This window comes from Stutzerimonas stutzeri, assembly GCF_018138085.1.
Taxonomy (GTDB): domain Bacteria; phylum Pseudomonadota; class Gammaproteobacteria; order Pseudomonadales; family Pseudomonadaceae; genus Stutzerimonas; species Stutzerimonas stutzeri_AI.
Genome location: NZ_CP073105.1, coordinates 1,566,989 through 1,587,503, shown reverse-complemented (window position 1 = coordinate 1,587,503; position 20,515 = coordinate 1,566,989). Strand labels below are relative to the sequence as shown.

20 protein-coding genes are annotated in these 20,515 nt (G+C 61.5%); 4 read left to right on the top strand and 16 right to left on the bottom strand.

Going from position 1 to position 20,515, the window contains the following annotated elements; genetic code table 11:
- Positions 1–121 precede the first annotated feature (121 nt).
- The 11 genes from KCX70_RS07450 to ppc form a co-directional block, all read right to left on the bottom strand.
- Entirely contained in the window at positions 122–370 is a 249-nt protein-coding gene (locus KCX70_RS07450; RefSeq protein ID WP_021207568.1) for a DUF2789 domain-containing protein, read from the bottom strand.
- A 164-nt stretch (positions 371–534) separates the two neighbouring features.
- Positions 535–795, bottom strand: a complete 261-nt coding sequence (locus tag KCX70_RS07445) for a hypothetical protein (protein ID WP_021207567.1) — start codon at positions 793–795, stop codon at positions 535–537.
- Positions 796–1,093: 298 nt separating this feature from the next.
- Complete coding sequence (locus KCX70_RS07440) at positions 1,094–1,513, bottom strand: HPF/RaiA family ribosome-associated protein (RefSeq protein ID WP_102851237.1); 420 nt, start codon at positions 1,511–1,513, stop codon at positions 1,094–1,096.
- 144 nt (positions 1,514–1,657) lie between these two features.
- Positions 1,658–2,440, bottom strand: a complete 783-nt coding sequence (locus KCX70_RS07435) for a class I SAM-dependent methyltransferase (protein WP_212619748.1) — start codon at positions 2,438–2,440, stop codon at positions 1,658–1,660.
- Between the two features lie 54 nt (positions 2,441–2,494).
- Entirely contained in the window at positions 2,495–3,187 is a 693-nt protein-coding gene (locus KCX70_RS07430; RefSeq protein WP_212619747.1) for an extensin family protein, read from the bottom strand.
- Between the two features lie 56 nt (positions 3,188–3,243).
- Positions 3,244–4,119, bottom strand: a complete 876-nt coding sequence (locus KCX70_RS07425; RefSeq protein WP_212619746.1) for a DUF72 domain-containing protein — start codon at positions 4,117–4,119, stop codon at positions 3,244–3,246.
- A gap of 17 nt (positions 4,120–4,136) precedes the next feature.
- Positions 4,137–4,499 carry a hypothetical protein gene (locus KCX70_RS07420; protein WP_241785068.1) on the bottom strand — a complete coding sequence of 121 codons (363 nt, stop codon included), beginning with the start codon at positions 4,497–4,499 and terminating at the stop codon, positions 4,137–4,139.
- A 59-nt stretch (positions 4,500–4,558) separates the two neighbouring features.
- The gene (tsaB, locus tag KCX70_RS07415; protein WP_212619745.1) at positions 4,559–5,236 is read right to left on the bottom strand and encodes a tRNA (adenosine(37)-N6)-threonylcarbamoyltransferase complex dimerization subunit type 1 TsaB; all 678 of its coding nucleotides are present in this window, start codon (positions 5,234–5,236) and stop codon (positions 4,559–4,561) included.
- Between the two features lie 177 nt (positions 5,237–5,413).
- A complete protein-coding gene (locus KCX70_RS07410) occupies positions 5,414–6,463 on the bottom strand; it encodes a haloacid dehalogenase-like hydrolase (RefSeq protein WP_212620295.1) in 1,050 nt (349 codons plus the stop codon).
- Positions 6,464–6,654: 191 nt separating this feature from the next.
- Positions 6,655–7,302: an adenylate kinase gene (adk, locus tag KCX70_RS07405; protein ID WP_212619744.1), complete on the bottom strand. Its 648-nt coding sequence runs from the start codon at positions 7,300–7,302 to the stop codon at positions 6,655–6,657.
- Positions 7,303–7,560: 258 nt separating this feature from the next.
- Positions 7,561–10,197, bottom strand: a complete 2,637-nt coding sequence (gene ppc, locus KCX70_RS07400) for a phosphoenolpyruvate carboxylase (RefSeq protein ID WP_212619743.1) — start codon at positions 10,195–10,197, stop codon at positions 7,561–7,563.
- A gap of 196 nt (positions 10,198–10,393) precedes the next feature.
- Here ppc and KCX70_RS07395 point away from each other — a divergent pair, with 196 nt between their 5' ends.
- From KCX70_RS07395 to KCX70_RS07385, 3 genes are all read left to right on the top strand, one after another.
- A complete protein-coding gene (locus tag KCX70_RS07395) occupies positions 10,394–10,735 on the top strand; it encodes a pilin assembly protein (RefSeq protein WP_102851251.1) in 342 nt (113 codons plus the stop codon).
- Between the two features lie 251 nt (positions 10,736–10,986).
- Positions 10,987–11,382: a DUF4398 domain-containing protein gene (locus tag KCX70_RS07390; protein ID WP_021209902.1), complete on the top strand. Its 396-nt coding sequence runs from the start codon at positions 10,987–10,989 to the stop codon at positions 11,380–11,382.
- A 45-nt stretch (positions 11,383–11,427) separates the two neighbouring features.
- On the top strand, positions 11,428–12,231 hold the full coding sequence (locus KCX70_RS07385; RefSeq protein ID WP_021209903.1) for an OmpA family protein: 804 nt from the start codon (positions 11,428–11,430) through the stop codon (positions 12,229–12,231).
- Positions 12,232–12,331: 100 nt separating this feature from the next.
- Here the strand turns inward: KCX70_RS07385 and KCX70_RS07380 are convergent, their stop codons facing one another.
- A complete protein-coding gene (locus tag KCX70_RS07380) occupies positions 12,332–12,670 on the bottom strand; it encodes a hypothetical protein (RefSeq protein WP_021209904.1) in 339 nt (112 codons plus the stop codon).
- A gap of 277 nt (positions 12,671–12,947) precedes the next feature.
- On the opposite strand from KCX70_RS07380, the gene KCX70_RS07375 reads away from it, so the two are divergent.
- Complete coding sequence (locus tag KCX70_RS07375) at positions 12,948–14,507, top strand: class I adenylate-forming enzyme family protein (RefSeq protein WP_212619742.1); 1,560 nt, start codon at positions 12,948–12,950, stop codon at positions 14,505–14,507.
- Positions 14,508–14,736: 229 nt separating this feature from the next.
- Here the strand turns inward: KCX70_RS07375 and KCX70_RS07370 are convergent, their stop codons facing one another.
- The 4 genes from KCX70_RS07370 to KCX70_RS07355 form a co-directional block, all read right to left on the bottom strand.
- Positions 14,737–15,594 (bottom strand): XAC2610-related protein, encoded by an 858-nt coding sequence (locus tag KCX70_RS07370; protein WP_212619741.1) that lies wholly within the window; start codon positions 15,592–15,594, stop codon positions 14,737–14,739.
- Entirely contained in the window at positions 15,591–17,912 is a 2,322-nt protein-coding gene (locus KCX70_RS07365) for a hypothetical protein (RefSeq protein ID WP_212619740.1), read from the bottom strand. The genes KCX70_RS07370 and KCX70_RS07365 overlap by 4 nt, the downstream gene beginning before the upstream one ends.
- 819 nt (positions 17,913–18,731) lie before the next feature.
- The gene (locus tag KCX70_RS07360) at positions 18,732–19,661 is read right to left on the bottom strand and encodes a 2-hydroxyacid dehydrogenase (protein WP_212619739.1); all 930 of its coding nucleotides are present in this window, start codon (positions 19,659–19,661) and stop codon (positions 18,732–18,734) included.
- 68 nt (positions 19,662–19,729) lie between these two features.
- Positions 19,730–20,476, bottom strand: coding sequence for a class II aldolase/adducin family protein (locus KCX70_RS07355; protein WP_212619738.1), 747 nt, complete (start codon positions 20,474–20,476; stop codon positions 19,730–19,732).
- Between the last annotated feature and the right edge of the window lie 39 nt (positions 20,477–20,515).

Below are 20,515 nucleotides of genomic sequence, written 5' to 3'. Positions count from 1 at the left end.
CTCCTGGAACTGTCTGGGCGGGAGTTCTTTAGGCGCCACTGACCGGCAGGGGTTCTGTAGACAGAGACTATCGGACCGATAGCCTGCACCAGTCACTACCGGTCTGTACGCCCAGGGGCCGTCAGGGCTGGTTCTGCTCTTCGTGGAGGCGGACGTTGAGTTCGTCGACAATGGGCGCCCACTCGGCATCCTCTATCCACTCATCACGCAGGAAGGCACGCTGGGCATCGCTCCAGAAAGGCGCTTCGGCTAGCTTGACGTGGTTCGGCAGCGGCGCATGGCTGGCGATGAAGTCATCGATGCTGGCCGGGTCCGAGGGCAGACCCAGCTGCTCGAACAATGTAGTCATGTCTTTGTTTGGAAGTTCCATCGAACGGCTCCTCGTCCTCGTCGATCGAGCGCCCGTCGGGTGCGGGCGATGCCATCAGTAGAGGCTGTCGGAGGACCAACAGTTCAACGAAACGCCCTGGCCGACGGTGACCCGCCAGAAGAAAAGAAGCGGGCCTCGCCGGAGCGCGACCCGCCAAAGAGGGCTCAGGCGGCCTTGTCGAACAATTGACGGCCCTGATCGAGGCATTGGTCGACGAGCCACTTGCCGTGGGCAATAGAAGCTCGCTGCGCCTGCTCGAGCTCCGCCATGAACGCGTGCCCGACCGGAAGCGCCATTCGCCGAGTAACCTGCCCTTGAGGATTGCTGATTCGGCAACCGCCAGCCCAGGGCGTCGGCGTGCCGGGATGCTCCATTACTTCGGCAGTAATGACGTGATCGCGGTATTCACATTGCATCATGGTCATGGTGTCACCTCTCTCTACTGACAGCCCTGGGTGGCTTCGACGCGCACCCATGCGGCTAATTGCCCCCCTTCTCTTCGCAGTTCGCTACGAGCCAAGCGCACCGGCAGCGGCGCACCTCGCGTAGTACCTCCAATGGGGTATAGCACAACGAGCAGCCAGGCAAAGGTCCGGTGGTCGGTCAGCGCAATGGCGAATCGGGGAGCACGTTCGTGCCGGTGATGGTCCGCCTAGGCGGCACAGGCATCCGGAGACGCCCTGGAGAGGTTGGGCCTGCAAGGCAGGCCCATTCGTAAGGAGTTCAGAAGGCGCGCAATTGCTCGTCAGCGAGGAAATCTTCCTCCAGCAAGGCATCTCTGCCTTCGACTTCGAGCGTCTCGCCTTCGACAGGCGTCGGCGCGGTTGCACGCTTGCTGCGCAACTTGCCGAACTGATGCTTGAGGGCGTTGTTGAGCTTGTCGATGGCTCCCTCCACGGCCAATTCCAGGGATGCTGCCTTGTGCGTAACGGAGACGGGCTGCTGCCCCTTGGGGCGGGCCTCGATCTGGCATCGCTTGTCGTGGGCGCCGGCCTTGATGCCGTTCTCGTCGCTCAGATGCACCACGACGCGGGTGACTTCGTCGTCGAACCGGTCGAGCTTGTCGGAAACATTGCTGCTGACCCAGTCTACGAGACGGGCGCTTCCTTCGATGTGGTTATCGCTATGTACTTGGATCTGCATATGCTCTTCCTTCTACGCGATCTAGGTAACCACCGTTCAGACCACAAACGGCCTGAGCTAGGAATGCCATTGTTGGCGAGATTAAGCAAGGGCAACGGCACGTCGGATCGAACGCCAGCAGATTCGATTCGTCTTCGCCAGCCGTCAAATCTCGACGGACAGCTTTTTCTTCGGGTAGATGTCGTAGCGGCTGGACTTGCCTTCCAGGCTATAACCCGGCTTGGGGCCGTCGATGGCCGGCGCCTTGCGGGGCCGTTTTACCACCACGCGGTGGCTGGCCAGCGCCAGTGCCTGCTCGAGCAAGGCACCAGCGTCCAGGTCGTCGCCAACGAAGGGGCGGAACAAGCGCATCTCCTTTTTCACCAATGCGCTCTTTTCGCGGTGTGGAAACATTGGATCGAGATAGATCACCTGTGGCGGTTCGCCCTGCCATCGCGCCATCAGCTCGATGGCATTGCCCTGCTGTAAACGCATGCGTTCGACGATAGGCCGCACTTCGGCGTCTTCACGCCCGCGCGCAAGGCCGTCTTCCAACAACGCGGCAATCAGCGGTTGGCGCTCGAACAACACCAGGTCGCAACCCAGTGTCGCCAGGACGAAGGCATCGCGGCCAAGCCCGGCCGTGGCGTCCAGCACGCGTGGACGGACGCCGGACTGGATACCAACCGCCTTGGCGATCATCTGTCCGCTGCCACCGCCGAACTGGCGCCGATGCGCCGCTCCGCCTTCGACGAAATCCACCCGTACCGGCCCAGGTGCCTGTGGTCCGAGCCACTGCAGCTGAAGCCCGTTCTCGCCCAGTTGCAACGCGAACTCGGCCTCCTCCGCTTGCTGCGGCAAGCCCAGCCGCGACGCCCAGGCAGCGGTCTGTTCGGCGAACTGGGGAGCAAGGGCTTCGGCACGGACCAACGGGAGAGAGGTAGTCATACGGAGCTCGTGGCGGAAAACGCCGCATTCTGCCAGAGGCACGGCAGGCTTGCCTCAGCGGCACATGCCGAAGCCACCCATGTCGACATGGAAGTGATCGTGGTGGGCGGCGTTGTATTCGGGGCTCAGAGTGATCTTGAAGGCATCGCAGGCAGCTGCCTTGACCTCGCGGAGGAAGCGCGCTTTGTCGCCATCGCCCGGCCAGTCGCGCGCGACGGTGATGCGCGTGCCGTCCCGCAGTCTGAACCCGGCCAGATCCAGCGCATTGGCCGAAGCGTGTTGGCTGCGCCGGTTACTGCGCGCGATATTGCGGCAGGCGAAGCTGCCGAAGTGGTCGACGCGCACCACCGGCTGGCCGAACAGCTCTTGCGCGGCAGGCTGCAGGCCGTGTCGTTCGAACAAGGCATAGGCCGCGGCCAGCGGACAGGTCGCCAGGAATGGGCCATTGAAGCGCACCGCAGAACCGGTCACGCGCACGGCGTTTTCGACCGGACAGCCGGGCTGCGGCGTGCTGTCCGGCACGACTACGTACTTCAAGTCCGAGGTAGCCAGCGCCTGTTCGCACAGCCCACGATCCTCCTGCAAACGCCGCAGTTTGAAGGACGTCAGCAGATTCGGCGCCTCGCGGATATCCAGCGGCGCCCAGGGGTTCCATTTCGGCGGGACGTCGACGTGGCCGCGCCATACCGCGTAGACGAATCCACCCAACGCGAGCAGTAGCAACAGGAAGAAGCGGCCGAAAGTCATGCCGATTTTGGCAACACCGACACGCCAAGGTTGCAGCGATGCCGGCTAACGGTGCATCACGAGCAGCGCTCTGCGTCCAGCAATGACAGCTGCGATTCGCTCTGCATCGGCGCCACGGCCAACGGCGGCAGGCCGGGCAATCGTTCGCCGAGCTGCTCATGAAAACGCATGGCCAGGTCCGGCGCGAGCCGGTTGTCGGGCGTATGCAGATAGACATGGGGCCGTTTCCCCGCCTCGATCCAGCCCGCCACCTTGTCCAGCCACGGCCCGAGAAAGCGGTCGTTCGCCGCAAGCTCGGGATGCCCGACGAAGCGCAGCTGCGGAGACTCGCTGAACGCCGCCGGACGCACCGGCAGTCGCGGCTTCTTGCTTTGCGCATGGAGCACGGCGGGATCATGCGTCCGGCAGCTGAACAGCGCGCGGGTGTCCATGCAGATGCGCTCGACGCCCCGTTCGTGCAACAAGCGGTTCAGCGCGCGCTCCTCCTCGCCTCTGGCGAAAAACGCCGGGTGACGCACTTCCACCGCCAATGGCCGGTCCAGCGTCTCGATCAGCTGCAGCAGTTCGCCGAGGCGAGCCGGGCCGAAGGTCGCCGGGAGCTGCAACCAGAACGGGCTGACCCGCTGCCCCAGCGGTGCAAGCAGCGCGCGGAATGACAGGACCAGATCCGTTGCGTCACGCAGATCCGGTGCCTGGCTGATCTCGCGTGGCAGCTTGGCGCAGAAGCGAAACCCTTCCGGCATCACTGCCGCCCAGCGTTCGACCTTCTGCGCCGATGGCCAGGCATAAAGGGTGGTGTTGCCCTCAACGCTGTTGAACACCGAGCAATAACGCGCAAGGAAATCGCTCGCCGGCAATCCGGGCGAATACAGCGAACCGCGCCAGGCAGCATCGTTCCAGGAGGGACAGCCGAGAAAATAGGGAAGATTCAAACGCGGTTCACGATGCCTCAGGCATACAGATCCAGACCGAGCACTTCGTGGGCATCGAGGTCGGCCGTGAAGCTGGCGGTGCTGCCATAACTCTGCAACGCCTGAGATGCACGGCTGGTAAGCGGCCGCTCCATCATGGCTTCGAAGCGCGCCGGCATGAAGTCGCCGGAAATAACCGACGCGTCATCGGCGGAGTCGTTCCGCGTGGGTCGGGAGAGGTGTTCATAGGTGAATTCGGTCTGGCTGACCGGGGTGACGATCGCTTCGCGCGCCTGCTCTGCCGCCCGTTCGCTCTCGCGATAGGGTACCGGCGCGCCGCCCCGCTGGGGTGCACGTTCGATGGGGTAGGCAGAAGGGGCGAGACCGTTGAGACGCATCATTCACCTGTCGAAGTGGAGCCGACTCTAGCGAGCCGCTCGCCAATTGGCAATGCCGCCTGTCACCGCGCTGGCTTCGGTGTCGCGACATTGTCGCGCAGGTAGATCGGCTGGGCCTGATCGGCCTCCACCGCATCACCGCGTTTCCAGGCGAAGCCAGCCAATGTCAGCAGATCCTCGGCATGCGGCAGCAGGCCTGCATCCATCGCGGCGGGCTGCACCGCGAGCCTCGCACCGTAACCCCAACCGGTGCCTGCGCCGAACCATTGACCACCCTCCCCGCGCGGCAGGCTCACCTGCTCCGGCGGCAGCACGGCTTCGGTGCCCGCAAGCTGCATCTCGCCTCGATTCAGCCGATAGCAGCCCCAGTAGACCTCATCCATCCGTGCATCGACGGCTGCTGCGACCTGCTCGGCCCCATGTTCGCGGTGCGCGCGCTGGGCGATGGTGGCAAGCGTAGAAACAGGCAACACCGGACGCTGCAGCGCGAACCCCAGGCCCTGCACCACGCCGACGGCGATACGCACCCCGGTGAAAGCACCAGGCCCGCGGCCGAAGGCCAGCGCATCGACCGCAGACAGGGTGATACCCGCCTCGGCCAGCAGGGTCTGAATCATCGGCAGCAACCGTTGCGCATGCAGCCGCGGAATCACTTCGTAGTGGCTGATTACCTTGCCGTCATGCAGCAGTGCAACGGAGCAGGCTTCGGTCGCGGTATCCAGCGCCAGCAGAGTGGTCATGGTGAGTTATGAAGGTTGCCGAGTGGGCGGGCATTAAAACGGTTTAGGTCTTTTTTTGCCAGCGCTGCGACCCGCCCAACGATGGGTCGCCAGGAACAGCGTCAGCAACCGGGAAGCGGCCCGCGCGAGGCCGCTTCCTCGGAACGGCCGCCCAACGCCGCAGCGCTCAGCGACCGATCAATGAATCTGGTCGGGTTTGACCACGATCCAGTTCTTATCGGCGGTCACCGCCTGGCCCAGCTCCGCCTGGCGTTTGGCCGCGCTGACTTGCCAGTCCTTGATTTGCTGGGTGTACTTGGCTTTGCGATCGACCCAGATGCGCAACCCACCCTTTCCCATGTCGGTGGCGTTGAACAGCATGTAGCCATCGGACAGCGGCGTGTCACCCGCCACCAGTACTGGCATCTTCCACTGGTCGATCCAGCCGTGAATCGTCGCCAGCTTACCTTCGTACCAGGTCATGGGATTCATCAGAAACGGCGTCACTTGCAGGTCGAGGTTGGCGGCCGGATCGTAGCTGCCCGCTTTGATTTGTAGGCGCGAGCTGGTGAGGTCACCGCTTTTGGGATCCTTGAGCAGCATGTTCACGCCTATGACGTTCTCCGGCTTGACGTTGTAGCCGTACTTGGGATCACTGGCGATCATGCGCACGATCTCTTCGCTGGCAGCAGTCATTACATAGACCTCGATGCCGTTTTCCTGCAGCCGGTTATACAACTCCTGCATGCCAGCGAAGAGCTTCGGCGGCGTGACGCTGCCTTGCACCACCTTGTCGCCATCGTAGTAGCTGATGGGCACCGGCTTGTCGTAGGCCATGACCTCGTCGACATAGCCCTTCAGCTCGCGCAACGTGAGGCCGGAAAAGATTTGCGCGACCCAGGGATAGCAAACCAGGTCGTCGATCTCGCACAGGCGATAGTAATAGCTGTTGAGGCTCTCCTTGAAACCGTCGCTGTCCTTGAACGGAATCAGTTTGAGCGACGGGTCCATGGTCTCACGGGTTAGCACGCCCTTCATTTCCAGGTAAGGCAGCAAGGCCTCTTCGATATCGAACTGATAACTGGTGTTGTCCATGTCGAATACCGCATAGGCGCCCTTGTTGGCGTTGGCGGCGATCATGTTATCGATCTGCGCCGCCGCCTCGCTGGGCCAGTGCCTAAGCTCGGTAGCGGCGCTAGCGCCCAGGGCCGCGACGCTCATGGCCAGCCCGACGACCCACGTCTGCATCGTTCTCATACGCACTCCTGCGTTCCTTATTGAGGAATAAGCCAACCTGGTATAGACCAGGCGACCAACGCTAGCGCACCCGAGAAGGAATGCTGCTCCAAGAACGACCCTTGCTTATCTGCCTCGACCGCCCCGACCTGAAACGACAACGGCCCGCTAGGCGGGCCGTTGTTTGTCAGCGCAGTAAGGGTTTAGCTGAGTGCAGCCATCACCTTCGCCGTGATCTCTTCCACCGAGCCGACGCCTTCGACGCGGCTGCACTTGGGCGTGCCTTCCGTCGCTTCGAGGTTCTGGTAGAAGGCTACCAGCGGCTTGGTCTGCGAATGGTAGACGCTGAGGCGATGACGAACGGTTTCTTCCAGATCGTCCTTGCGCTGAATCAGCTCTTCACCGGTCAGGTCGTCGACGCCGGCGACCTTCGGCGGGTTGTGCTCGGTGTGGTAAACACGGCCGGAGGCAGGATGTACGCGACGGCCCGACAGGCGACCAACGATTTCCTCGTCGTCTACCGCGATTTCCAGAACATGGTCCAGGTGAACGCCAGCATCACGCAGGGCTTCGGCCTGGGGAATGGTGCGCGGGAAGCCATCAAAGAGGAAACCGTTGGCGCAATCGGGCTGCTGCAGACGCTCCTGGATCAGCGCGATGATGATTTCATCGGAGACCAGGCCACCGCTGTCCATGACGTCCTTGACCTGAAGGCCCAGTGGCGAGCCGGCCTTGACCGCTGCACGCAACATGTCGCCCGTGGAGATTTGCGGAATGGCGAACTTCTCGGTGATGAAGCGAGCCTGTGTGCCTTTCCCGGCACCGGGCGCTCCCAGCAGAATTACGCGCATGGAGTGAGTCCTCAAGGTTTGCAAAGGGATGTCGCCAGGATCGTTGGTCTGCAACCCCTCACCGCTGGCGAATCAAAAAATCTGGTTTGCCGCCATGCGACAAAAGGTTGAACACGATACACAGCGCACATAAAGCAGACAAGCCGGCTCCTTGGCCGCCGACGCGGGCATTGCGTAGCAACCCACGAGGCGGGAAAACGTCGCCCACCAGCGGCGGCGACGTAATCTCGGCACATGCCATCGGCCCGTTTTGCACACTTAGCCGGTGTTGCGCAGCCCGGCCGCAATACCCGCGACGCTGACCAGCAGGGCCTGCTCCAGAGGGCTTTCGGCTGGATTCGACTGCTGCCGCGAGCGAGCCAACAACTCGGTCTGCATAAGATGCAGGGGATCGAGATAGGTGTTGCGCAGGCTGAACGCCTCAAGGGTGTCCGGACTGTGCGCCAACAGCTCGGACTGCCCGGTCAGGCCAAGCACGGCCTTGACAGCCTGCGACAATCGGTCACGCAAATCGCATCCCAGTGGCTGCAGTTCGGCGCTCACCAAACGCTCGTCGTAGCGCTTGGCGATGTCCGCGTCGGCCTTGGCCAGCACCATCTCGAGCATGTCGATACGCGTGGTGAAAAACGGCCAGCGCTCGCGCATCTCCTTCAACCGATCGGCCTCACCTCTCATCAGCGACGCCTGTAGTGCCTGCTCCCAGCCCAGCCAGGCGGGCAACATCAGGCGTGTCTGGGTCCAGGCGAAGATCCACGGAATGGCGCGCAAGCTTTCGATGCCTCCCGCTCGGCGCTTCGCCGGCCGGCTGCCCAGCGGCAAGCGCCCGAGTTCGCCTTCAGGCGTGGCCTGGCGGAAGTACTCGACGAATTGCGGATCGTCGCGTACCACGCTGCGGTATGCCTTCACGCCCTCCTCGGCCAACCGCTCCATGGTTTCGCGCCACTGCGGCTCGGGCATCGGCGGGGGCAGCAAGGTCGCCTCCAGCACCGCCGCCAGATACAGGCTGAGGTTCTGTTCGGCAATGTCTGGCAGGCCGAACTTGAAGCGAATCATCTCGCCCTGCTCGGTAGTCCGGAAACGCCCCGCCACCGACCCCGGTGGCTGCGACAGGATCGCCGCATGAGCTGGCCCACCGCCTCGTCCTACCGTGCCGCCACGGCCATGGAACAGCAGCAGTTCGACCTGATGCGCACGGCAGATGTCGACGAGGCTTTCCTGCGCTCGGTATTGCGCCCAGGCTGCAGCGGTGGTGCCGGCGTCCTTGGCCGAATCCGAATAGCCGATCATCACTTCCTGCGGTCCATGCAGACGTTGCCGATAGCCGGGCAATCCGAGCAGTCGATCAATGGTGGGGCCGGCGTTGTTCAGATCGTCCAATGTCTCGAACAGCGGCACGACGCGCATCGGCCGTTGCAGGCCTGCTTCCTTCAGCAGCAGCTGTACCGCCAGCACGTCCGAGGCGCCTCTGGCCATGGAGATCACGTAGGAGCCGAGCGACGCCTCCGGTGCCTGCGCCACCACGCGACAGGTTGCCAGGACTTCGGCGGTATCGTCCGAAGGCTGGAAATGCGGCGGCAGCAAGGGACGGCGATTGCTTAGCTCGCGCTGCAGGAACTTGAGGCGCTGCTGCTCGTCCCACTGCTCGTAGTGGCCAATGCCCAGGTAGTCGGTGATTTCCTCCATCGCCGCAACGTGCCGGGTGGAATCCTGGCGAATGTCGAGGCGCACGAGAAACAGACCGAATGCGGCGACCCGGCGCAGGCTGTCGAGCAAGGCGCCATCGGCGATCACACCCATCCCGCACGCATGCAGGGAGCGGTAGCAGAGCTCCAGCGGCTCACGCAGCTCACGGTTGTCCTGCAGCACCGCAGGCGGCGCCGGCTGGTCGCGTTCGACCGCCGCGCTGGCCCAGTCACGCGTCGCCTGGAGACGCTCCCGTAGCCCCTTGAGCAGGGTCCGGTAGGGTTCGGCCGACTCGCCGGTGTAGCGTAACAGATCGTCGCTGGCGGTCTGCATCGACAGCGCGGTGATCAGCCCTTCGACATCGCGCAGAAACAGATCAGCCGCCACCCAGCGCGCCAGCAACAGGACTTCGCGGGACACCTTTGCCGTGACGTTGGGGTTGCCGTCACGATCGCCACCCATCCACGAGGCGAAGCGAATCGGTGCCGCGTCCAGCGGCAAGCGCAGACCGGTGCTGAGACGGAGCGCCTGGTCGGCCTGGCGCAGCACGTTTGGCAGCGCCTGCCAAAGCGAATTCTCGATCACCGCGAAGCCCCACTTGGCCTCCTCCACCGGTGTCGGGCGATTACGACGAATTTCCTCGGTGTGCCAGGCCTCGGCGATCAACCGCTGCAGCTGCAGTTCGATCCGCGCCAGTTCCGCCGCGCCAAGGTCGGTGTGGTCACGCGCCGCCAGTTGCGCGGCGATGGCGTCGTACTTCTGGATCAGCGTGCGCCGCGATACTTCGGTCGGATGTGCGGTCAACACCAGCTCGATGTCCAGTCGCCCCACTTGTCGGGCGAGGAATTCCTGGCCGAAGCCCTCGCCCTTGAGACGTTCGAGCAATCCACCCAGTACACCGGTTTCGGACGGCGCCGGCTCGCCGGGGCGGCGTCGGCGTATCTGGTGATACTGCTCGGCGATATTGGCCAGGTTGAGGAACTGGTTGAAGGCACGCGTCATCGGCAGCAGTTCGTCGTCAGCCAGCCCATCGAGGGTTTCCTGGAGCAACCTGGCACCATCGGCCGACCCACGACGAGCGCCCTTTGCGCCCTTGCGGATGCGCTCGATCTTGTCGAGAAAGGCTTCACCGTGTTGCTCGCGGATGGTGTTGCCCAGCAGTTCCCCGAGCAGATGTACGTTTTCGCGCAGACGCGCGTCGATCTTCGCCATGTCCTGCCTCCCGGACGCGCCACCAACGGCGCGCAGTGGATATGCAACCGATGCTGAACGGCTACGCTGTAAGAACCCTCCAAACAGAGTGCCCAGCGCGTTCGTTGAAGACAAGACATAGCGCGGCAAGTCTGTTCGACGGTCGCTCGCATACTCGCCACTACCGTCCGCTACGGCGGGCTAAGGAAGGAGCTCGATGAAGATTTCAGAACTGGTCCGTGAATGGGAAAGCAGCGCCACCGGGCGCATGAGCGCCACTCGATACACCATTCCACTGGACGTCGAAAGCGCCGCACGGCTGGCCGCGCTGGCGGAGATGTATCCCAAGCGCAGCACCGAGGAGTTGCTCGGCGAACTGGTCGGCGCCGCGCTGGAGGGCATCGAGACCAGCCTCCCCTACCAGAAGGGCACCAAGGTGATCGCCACCGATGAGCAAGGCGACCCGATCTATGAGGACATCGGTCCCACGCCGCGTTTCCTCGCGCTATCACGCAAGCATCTGGAACGTCTCCTGGCGGAGCAATCCACACAGCCATGACCCCCGCATGGTACGGCTGAGTCGCTCCTCGGCACGGTCGTACCCCTCGGCGAGGCCGCCCCAAAACGGCCTGTTTCACGCGGCCGACAGCTCTAAACAGCCATCTCCACACGCTTCGTTTGTCCTTCCGCTGGAACGATTGCGGCCCGATGCCCTCACAAAAACATGCCCGTTCTGATTGTCAGCTCCCTATCGAGGGCTAGGCACGCGGCTTACGGGCACTGTTCCCGATCTTCCACTGGAGACTGGCTATGAAAACGAACACCATCGAGCGCCCACTATCGCGATTTCAGTTACCGAAGCTGACGGCCGTTGCGCTGGGAGGTCTGCTGCTGGTGGGTTGTGCCGGCAATCCACCGAACGAACAGTTTGCCGTCACCGAATCGGCAGTACGTAGCGCGGTCAGCGCAGGCGGTACCGAATACGCGGCGGTCGAAATGCGCGCCGCCCGGGAAAAATGGAAGCAGGCCGAGCTGGCCATGCAGAAGGAGAACTACGACGAGGCCCGCAAGCTGGCCGAACAAGCCGAGTGGGACGCACGCGTCGCCGAGCGCAAGGCTCAGGCCGCCAAGGCGCAGAAGGCAGTAGAGGACGCCAACAAGGGGATCCAGGAACTGCGCGAAGAAAGCATGCGCGGCCTCCAGTGATCACCACGTTCAATTCTCGATGCTTTCAACACAGGATGATTGGTTATGAATAAATTACTGACACTCCCTACCGTGCTGGCCATGACTATCGGGCTGGCAGCCTGCTCTTCCCAACCCAACCAGAATCTCGAGCAGGCGCGCGGGCAATATTCCCAGCTGCAGGCCGATCCCCGCTCTAACCAGCTGGCGGCACTGGAAACCGAAGACGCCGGCAAGATGCTGGAGAAGGCCAACCAGGCCTACCTGAACGACGCGGATGAAGAGAAGGTCGATCAGCTTTCCTATCTGGCCAAACGTCGCATCGAGCTCGCCGAGCAGACCATCGCGCTGCGTACAGCCGAGCAGGAGATCGAGAAGGCGTCAGCCAAGCGCGCCGAGGCCAGGCTCGAATCCCGCGAGCAGCAACTCAAGCGCCAGCAGGACGAGATCCGCAAGCTGCAGCAAGACCTCCAAGCCAAACAGACCGAACGCGGCACGCTGGTCACCTTCGGTGATGTGCTGTTCGATCTCAACAAGGCTGAGCTCAAGCCGGCCGGCATGCGCGGTGTACAGAAACTCGCCGAGTTCCTGAACGACAACCCGGAGCGCAAGGTGGTAGTCGAGGGCTACACCGATAGCACCGGTTCGGCGTCCTACAATCAGCAGCTGTCCGAGCGCCGGGCCCAATCGGTCATGCGTGCCCTGACCCGCGCGGGTGTGGATGCGCAGCGTATCCAGACGGTCGGTTATGGCGAGGAGTATCCGGTGGCCAGCAACGACACGCCGGCCAGCCGCGCCATGAATCGCCGCGTCGAAGTAACCATCTCCAACGACAACAAGCGCGTGGCGCCGCGCTCGTCGATGGAGTAGCGACGGCCTTTCAGCCGTAGCGAAAAGGCCCGCCATGATCAGAGCTGATCATGGCGGGCTTTTTTATCAGGACCGAAGCTGCCCTAGACGGGCCTTGGTCTCAAGGCTTGGCCGGTGGCTGCGTGGCAGCCGGCGCGGATTGATCCACGCAGCGTATGGCCCGCTTGTGGCTGTCGACCAGCACGCCCGTCAACCCCTTCTGCTCGGTGTCGAACAGCACCAGCACACCATCGATGCACTGGGCAACCTGCGGCGCCGGGGTCAGCGAAACACGATAATCCTCGCCTGGAATGGTCTTGAGCATGGTGTAGTCGGCCAGTAACAGCGCATCTTCAGGCTTGGCGACGTGCACGTAGCCATAGTAGGAGAGCACCGCTACGGTGCCTATGACACTGCCGATGGCGGTCAGGATCAGCGGAATGGGATTGCGTTCGGACATGACGGACTCGCCTGATCAAAGAGGCCGCATTGTCGCAAAAAACGAGCCCCGCAGGCGAAGGGCACGCCGCCCCATCCAAGGCACTGACAGCACCGCTGGGGACGGCCGGGTCCCGGAGCAGCTGGCAGCCTGCCAGCCAGGCTGTTTGATTGATCGCCCGGCATCGACGACGCGAATAACACTTCACCGGCGCGTGATTAGCACCGATGGTTGTGTCATTTCGGTGCGATTGCGCCGCACGGCATCGCGATAAATCAAACTACAGGACGAGCCAGCCATGGATATTTCCGCCGATACCATCAGCCTCGACCGGCCTTTCGCCACGGTGCCCGAGCTCATCGAGCACTGGGCGACGCAGCGCCCGGATCACCCCGCCCTGATTCAGGATGCGCGCCACCTGAGCTTCGCCCAATTGAACGAGCGGATGAACCGTGTCGCCGCCGCTTTGCAGCGCGACGGCATCGCACCTGGGAGTAGCGTCGCAATCTGCGCATTCAACTCCATCGAATACGCCGTGGTGTTTCTCGGCGCCCTACGCGCTGGCGTAGCGGTCGCTCCCCTGGCGCCTTCAGCCAGCGCCGAAAGCCTGCTGACCATGCTGGACGACGCTTCGCCCCGCTTGATGTTCCTCGATGCGCCGGCGGCCCAGCATTTGTCATCGGTGATGGCGCGGCTGCCCTGCCCGTTCCTGAGCCTAGACCAGGCCGGCGCGAGCACACTATCGGAGTGGATCGGAGACGCAGCGGCTGCACCGGTGGCGATCCAGCCGGACTGGGCGTTCAACATCATCTATTCCTCAGGCACCACGGGTGAACCCAAGGGCATCGTGCAGTCCCATGCCATGCGCTGGGCCCACGTGCGTCGCAGCGCCGCCTACGGTTATAACGACGCCACTACGCTGATCTCCACGCCGCTGTACTCCAACACCACATTGGTTGCCTTCCTGCCGACGCTGGCCCTGGGCAGCACCGTGGTGCTGATGGGCAAGTTCGAAGCCGGCGAGTACCTGCGCCTGGCCCAGCAGCACGGCGTCACCCATACCATGCTGGTGCCGGTGCAGTACCAGCGAATCATGGCGCGCGAAGACTTCGACCAGTACGACCTCAGCCACTTTCGTTATAAGTTCTGTACCAGCGCGCCTTTCAGCGCGGCGCTCAAAGCCGATGTGCTGGCGCGCTGGCCAGGCGGCCTGATCGATACCTATGGCATGACCGAAGGCGGCGGAACCTGCATCCTGGCCGCCCACGAACACCCCGACAAACTGCATACGGTCGGCAAGCCCGCCGAGGGGCACGACATCCGCGTCATCGACGACGAGGGCAACGAACTGCCCGAAGGTGCGATCGGCGAGATCGTCGGGCACTCCCCGGCCATGATGACCGGCTATCTGAACAAACCGGAGAAAACCGCCGAAGCCGAATGGTTCGACCCCAGCGGCAAGCGCTTCATTCGCACCGGAGACGTCGGCCGCTTCGATGCCGAGGGCTTTCTCACCCTGCTCGACCGCAAGAAGGACATGATCATTTCCGGTGGCTTCAACCTCTATCCGAGCGACCTGGAAGGCATCCTCCGACAACACCCGGCCATCGCCGATGTGGCTGTGGTCGGCGTCCCATCGACGCGCTGGGGCGAAACACCGGTGGCCTTCATCGTGCTCGCTCCCGGCACGACGGTTTCGCCCGAGGCGCTGCTGGAGTGGTTCAACAGCCAGGTGGGCAAGACCCAGCGCCTGGCCAGTCTAGAACTGACAGACGAGCTGCCGCGCAGCGCCATCGGCAAGGTGCTCAAGCGCGAGCTGCGGGATCGATACCTAGCGGAGCACGGCACGGTCGTTTGAAGGGAATACCCGACGTATTGGCACGCCTTGGTGGGTAAGGCAGTCAGTGGCCTTATCCAGCATCGGGTTGGGTCTTGCTGCGCTCGGCCTCCAGGCGCTTGAGCCGCCGGCGAAAGCCGTTGCGTTGCTAGTAGAAGTCTTGGCCCGGCTGAGATCATGCTGATAGCTGTGAAGTCGACCCGGTGCATGACAACGACGTCCACCCCGAGCGGTTTGCTGTACTTCTAGTCTATTGAAGGCTTCCTTTCTGAACGAATGAGAAGTAGTCGACTTCAAATTTCTCCTTACTGATAGGCCTCTCTATCACTCTCCTGGATAATTTATCGGTAATTATTTCTTTTCCCGCACCCTGCACGTAATTATACTCAGCCCGGCGTATCTGATGCTCATCTATCGTGATTACCGAATAACTGCAACATCCATCCTTTATGAATCCAGCAAGTAGCTTCTTACCATGAATGACTAGAGGATTTACAAGGCCGTTGATTTCCGGTGCCGACTTAATGTACCTAAGCGTGCCTGAATCATACTCATAGTAAATATACGAACTGTTCCCGCCACCCTCTAATTCTAGAATCCTAATATCGGGATAGCCGTCAAACGTAAAGTCTTCGAATGTAATTGAAAGAGAATCGGTGAGCGTACCCGCATCGATCTCTTGATTTAATCCATTTTGGAAATAAATGGTCATGCCTTTCTCACTTGGAGCTATAGTTTTTATTAAATCCTTGTATGACTTCGATGTAGACCTGACATGAAAAGGATATGTTTTCTTATCTTGCCAAACACCTTCAAATGCTGCATCTTTTTTTACGGCATGAATACTCGCAACTGCAACTCCATCATGAAGCTCGACAAGATTAAGACTTCTTCCTTTATACTCCCCTGTTACATCTATAGGTTTTTTATATTTTTTATAAATATACCTGCCAGCAACATTACTGCCGATGAACTCAAGACTCATGGCGATTTCTTGGCTTGCGATGGTTCCGTTGTAGTATATTATTTCGCTTATCGAGACTTCTTCTGCCAAGCCAGCATGACTAGCTGCTATTAGCATGCAAAACATGGCCGCATGTAATTTCATTGCTGTTCCTCTATAACTTTAATTGCGCGAGCTGTCATTTTTGCGCGGTGAGCCATGTTGTTAGGCTCTCTTTCACGATCTGGATAGTAAGGTATCTTCTGTACCGCCCAACCGTTAACATACACTGAGACCCAAAACAGGTCATTACTATCTGCAGCACTGTTTAATCTCGGTTTTAGCTTACTCCAATAATATCCTGACACAAGAGCGGCCAGGTACGGATCTGTAGCCACCTGCGAAGCGCTCGCCGTTGATGAGGTTATATCAAGTGCAGCATATTTTGGAATACTTCTTAAGAAGACCTCGCAATGTTCGTAGTTACTTCTCCCTGTCAATTGAAGAAGCCCCCTACCTTTGAACCTCTCGCCATCTCCGGGTTGAGTGTTGCCTAAACTCCTCCTGCCTTCATACTGTGCGCCAGAGCTAATTTCTTCTGAAAATTTCAACTCGCCAGTTTCATGGGCTATTTGTGCTAAAAAATGAGCAATCCTAAGTGGCGTGGTAATTCCAAATATTTTCATTGCTTCATTGATTGGAACAAGGTATTTCTCAATTAAATCGCTCGATGCAGATCCCATGACTAGAGAAAGTTGCTCTCTAGAGACCAGCATTTTCATTGAAGTTGAGTGCTGTGCGATTAGATTTAATGGCTGAAAATGCCAAACCACCCCATCCGCATTTATTCCATGCTTCCCGCCCAACTCCTTCCACCACGACAGTTTCTCGATTCGCTTTTTCTCTTCGGCCCAGTCCGGGTTTGGGTCGGCGGGGCTGTGTTCCATTAGTTCGTCCAGCTCGTCCCACTTGTCCGGGTTCCAGAACCATTCGCTCTCATGTTTGGTGATCAGCTGTGCTATCGATTGGGCGTGCCAAGGCTTGCCCAGAGCAGTGCTGATTTCCTCTGGGGTGATTTTTTGGTCGCCGTTACCGTCGAGGATGGCATATAGGCGTTGCTTGACCGGGCCCTTGTCGGATTGGTCGATCATGCCCTTGTAGCTGGCACGTTCGCTGTCGGTCAGCCGGCGCAGGGCTTCGAGGTGATACGCCAGGGCACCGGCCGGGCGTTCGCGGTCTTCGATGAAGTCGTAGCCCTCCCACTCCCAAGGGCTGTGGCGAGTGGTGATCATTTCCTGTTCGGCCAACCAGCCGCTGATCGGCTGGCCGTCCTTGTCGACCAGCAGGTTATCGAGACGCCACCAGCGGGTTTCGGGGCTGCATGACATGCCGCCAGTGCTGGCCGGCACCATCAGCTTGGCGTCTGCCGGCAGGCTGTCGAGCAGGCTCTGCGGCAGCATGAGGTCGACGCCGACCATCACACCCTCGTCGCTGAGCCTGGGGGGATTGTCGGCATCGATGCCCTCGCGATGCGGAATCAATTTGCTGGCGCCTTTGTAGATCTTCAGCAGGGTTTTCTGCGTCTCCGGCAGGCGAGACGCATAAGCCCTGCTCTGGGCAACGAATGCAGGCACATCCTCGCAACTGAATACCTCCAGATGCAGCAGCGGCTGGGGCATGGCTTCGTCGTGGTTCTGATAGCGGCCGAGGTGGCCGATAAGGTCGCCGGCCTTGATCGGCACGGGCTGGTCCAGTACCACGACGCTGCCTTTGGCTTTGGGTTCGCTTTGTGCCTTGAGGAACTTGAAGGCCAGGTAACCCGGCAAGGCCCCTTCACCATCGGCAGGCGCCAGAGCAGGCCGCGCCGCGCCGCTGACAATGCTCAGCAACTTGCGAAACTGACCGTTGCTGGCGCCAACCCTGACCCGTGTTCCCTTGGGTAAAGCGGCCAATATGCTGGCACTCTGGCTGGGCTCTGCACGGACATTGAGGTCCGAGCCCTGTGTTTCGACGCAATAGGTCCCTTCGCCCCAGAAGTCAGGGCGTGGCAGGCTCGCTTGGGCTTGGTATCCGGCCCAGTCCTGCAGATGCATATAGAGGCTATAGAAGGTCAAGGCCGGCTCTGACGCGTCCGATCCAGGCGTAGGGTGCAATGGCGGGAGCGCCAGCCGATGCCTGACCAACACGAACCCGGTGGAAAAAAGCGCGCGCTTGATCAGCGGAATCTCGCCGATGTACTCGCTTATTGGATATTGCTCGTCGATGCGGTAGGCGATCACCTCGCCATCGGCGATGCAACGCACGCTGGACTGATCGAAGGTACCGGCGGTGCCTTGGTCGAAGTGCACGCCGCCATGCCACAGGCCGTTGGCGCCCATCGGGTAGTAGCCGCCCCTGGCCTTGGCCAGGCTGGTCAGGTTTGCTAACGGATTGCCTGCGTCGCCGGCAAAGGGATAGCTCCAATGGTTAACGTTGCTCGTCATCGCCACTCACCTAAAGTCCTTTTCCTTGGTAACGCCGGCGTTCATTGCCTGCGCTTTGTAGTGTTCCTTCAACCCGAGAGGGTGAGCATTTGCCTCGCCGCTCAACCTTGCGACAAACCGCCTGGCGGGTGCAATTGAATAGAGCGGTTTTATGGTCTGGTTCGCGGTAAAAAACCAAGCTGCGCAATAAGTTGCGCAGCTTGGTATGGGCCTCGGCGTATGGCCTGCAGCAAGTAGCGCCAGTTCTTACAGAGCCGCTACATGTTTTCTGCACCTGGTGACCACCAGCCAAACGGGACGATTGTTGAAGGCGGAAGCCGCTCCGGGATGAAGCGTTGGTCCTCGCTGGGCAGGCCTGCGGCCTGAATTCGCCGCGGGGCGCGGCTCCCACAAAGGCCGAGTGCGATTGGTCGCTTAGCCGTGGGAGCCCCGACCCCGCGGCGAAGTTTTTGGCTTTCGAATGCGAAGCGACCATGGCCGTTCTTCAGCGCGACATGAGCCTTGAGCGCTTGGCAGGCCTGCAGCCTGCATTCGCCGCGGGTCGCGCCTCCCACAGGGCGTGCGCGCATCTCACTGCTTTTTTTTGGGGCCCCACCCCGGACGGGGCTTTTGGCTTTCGAACGCGAACCGACCATGGGCCGGTCTACAGCACGACATGAGCCTTGAGCGTTTGGGCGGGCCTGCGGCCTGCATTCGCCGCGGGTCGCGCCTCCCAAAGGGCGTGAGCGCATCTCACTGATTTTTGTGGGAGGGCTGCCCCGGGGCGAAGCTTTTGGCGTGTGGACGCGACCGATCGTTCGGAGCAGCTTCTACAGGGACTCAGTAGCCGCGCTGAATATCGATGATGCCGCTGATGGATTGGCCCTTTTCCAACGAGACGATCTTTTCCGCGATCTGGGCAACGGTGGCTTCGCGCAGGGTGCGGGCCGACACGTGAGGCGTGATGGTCACCTGCGGCATCCGCCAGAACGGATGCTCGGTAGGCAGCGGCTCTTCGCGGAACACGTCGAGCACGGCGCGGGCTACCTTGCCCTCGTCGATGGCGCGACTGAGGTCTTGGTCCACCAGATGCTCACCGCGTCCGACATTGATCACCACCGCATCGGGCCTGAGCCGCGACAGCAGCCCGTAGTCGATCAGGTCCCGCGTGCTGTCGGTCAGTGGCAGCGTGTTGACCAGCACCCGGGTCTCGCCCAGGAAGCGGTCGAGTTCCGTCTCGCCGGCGAAGCTGCGCACGCCTTCGATGGCGTAGGTAGAGCGCGCCCAGCCGCAGACGGGGTATTCCAGCGCAGCGAGCGTACGGGCAACGCGCTGCCCGATCTGCCCCAACCCGAGCACGCCAACCGGCCATTCGCTGCGTGCGATCGGACGGCGCAGCTTCCACTGGCCGGCGGCCTGCTGCTCGCGGTAGGCGTCCATGTCGCGGCTGATGCCGATGACGTGATAGGCGACGTACTCGGCCATCTGCACCGCCATGCCCGCGTCTTCCAAGCGAACGATCGGGATATCGCGCGGCAGGTTCGGTATCCGCACCAACGCATCCACGCCGGCGCCGAGGTTGAACACCGCCTTGAGTTGCGGCTCCTTGTCGAACAACGCAGCCGGCGGATGCCAGACGATGGCGTAGTCGGCACTGCCGCTCGGCATGTCCGGGTGCCAGACCTGAATCTGCGCCTCCGGCAGGTGCTGCTGGATCAGATCGGTCCAGCGCTCGGGCTTGGGGTCGGCGGCGACGAAGAGGATTTTCATGGGCACTCTGTTTCTGCTCGGTTAAAAAAGTTGCCTGCCGACAGACAGGCGAGCGTGCCAGCCTAGCGCTAAATGGCGTAGACGTGGCCGTTGGCCTCCAACAGGCGCAACAGGGCTGGCCAGGTCAGCTTGGCGGCGCTGCCCAGTTCGGCCGACTGCTGACGGGTCGTCTCGATCGCAGCTGCTGACGGCATGTGGGTCGGGCCGCAAGCCTGAGCGCGCACCTGGATTTCGCAGGCCTTCATTAGGAAATAGAGGTAAGTGAAGGCTTCGGCGACGGTGCCGCCCGCCGTCAGGATGCCGTGGTTGCGCAGCATCATCATTCGCTTGTCCCCGAGATCGCGAATCAGCCGCTCGCGTTCACTGAGGTCCAGCGCGACGCCTTCGTACTCGTGATAGCAGAGGTGATCGAGGCAGAGCATTGCCGTCTGGCTCAGCGGCAACAGGCCGTCGCGGTGTGCAGATACCGCCACGCCATCGGCCGCATGCAGGTGCATGACCGCGCCGGCGTCTTCACGGCCCATATGCACGGCACTGTGAATGGTGAAGCCAGCCGGGTTCACCCGATGCAGGCTGCCGCTCTGGACGATCTGCCCTTCCTGGTCGACTTTCACCAGCGACGAGGCGGTGATCTCCTGAAACAACAGCCCGTATGGGTTGATCAGAAAATGATGTTCAGGCCCTGGCACGCGGGCGGACAGATGGGTGAACACCAAATCATCCCAGCCGAAATGCGCAACCAGGCGATAGGCCGCTGCCAGGTCCTTGCGCACCTGCCATTCGGCTTCCCGGTTCGTAGCGGTTGAATCTTGCATAGCATCTGCTCCGTTTTCGAAGGCGCCAGCCGGCGCGGG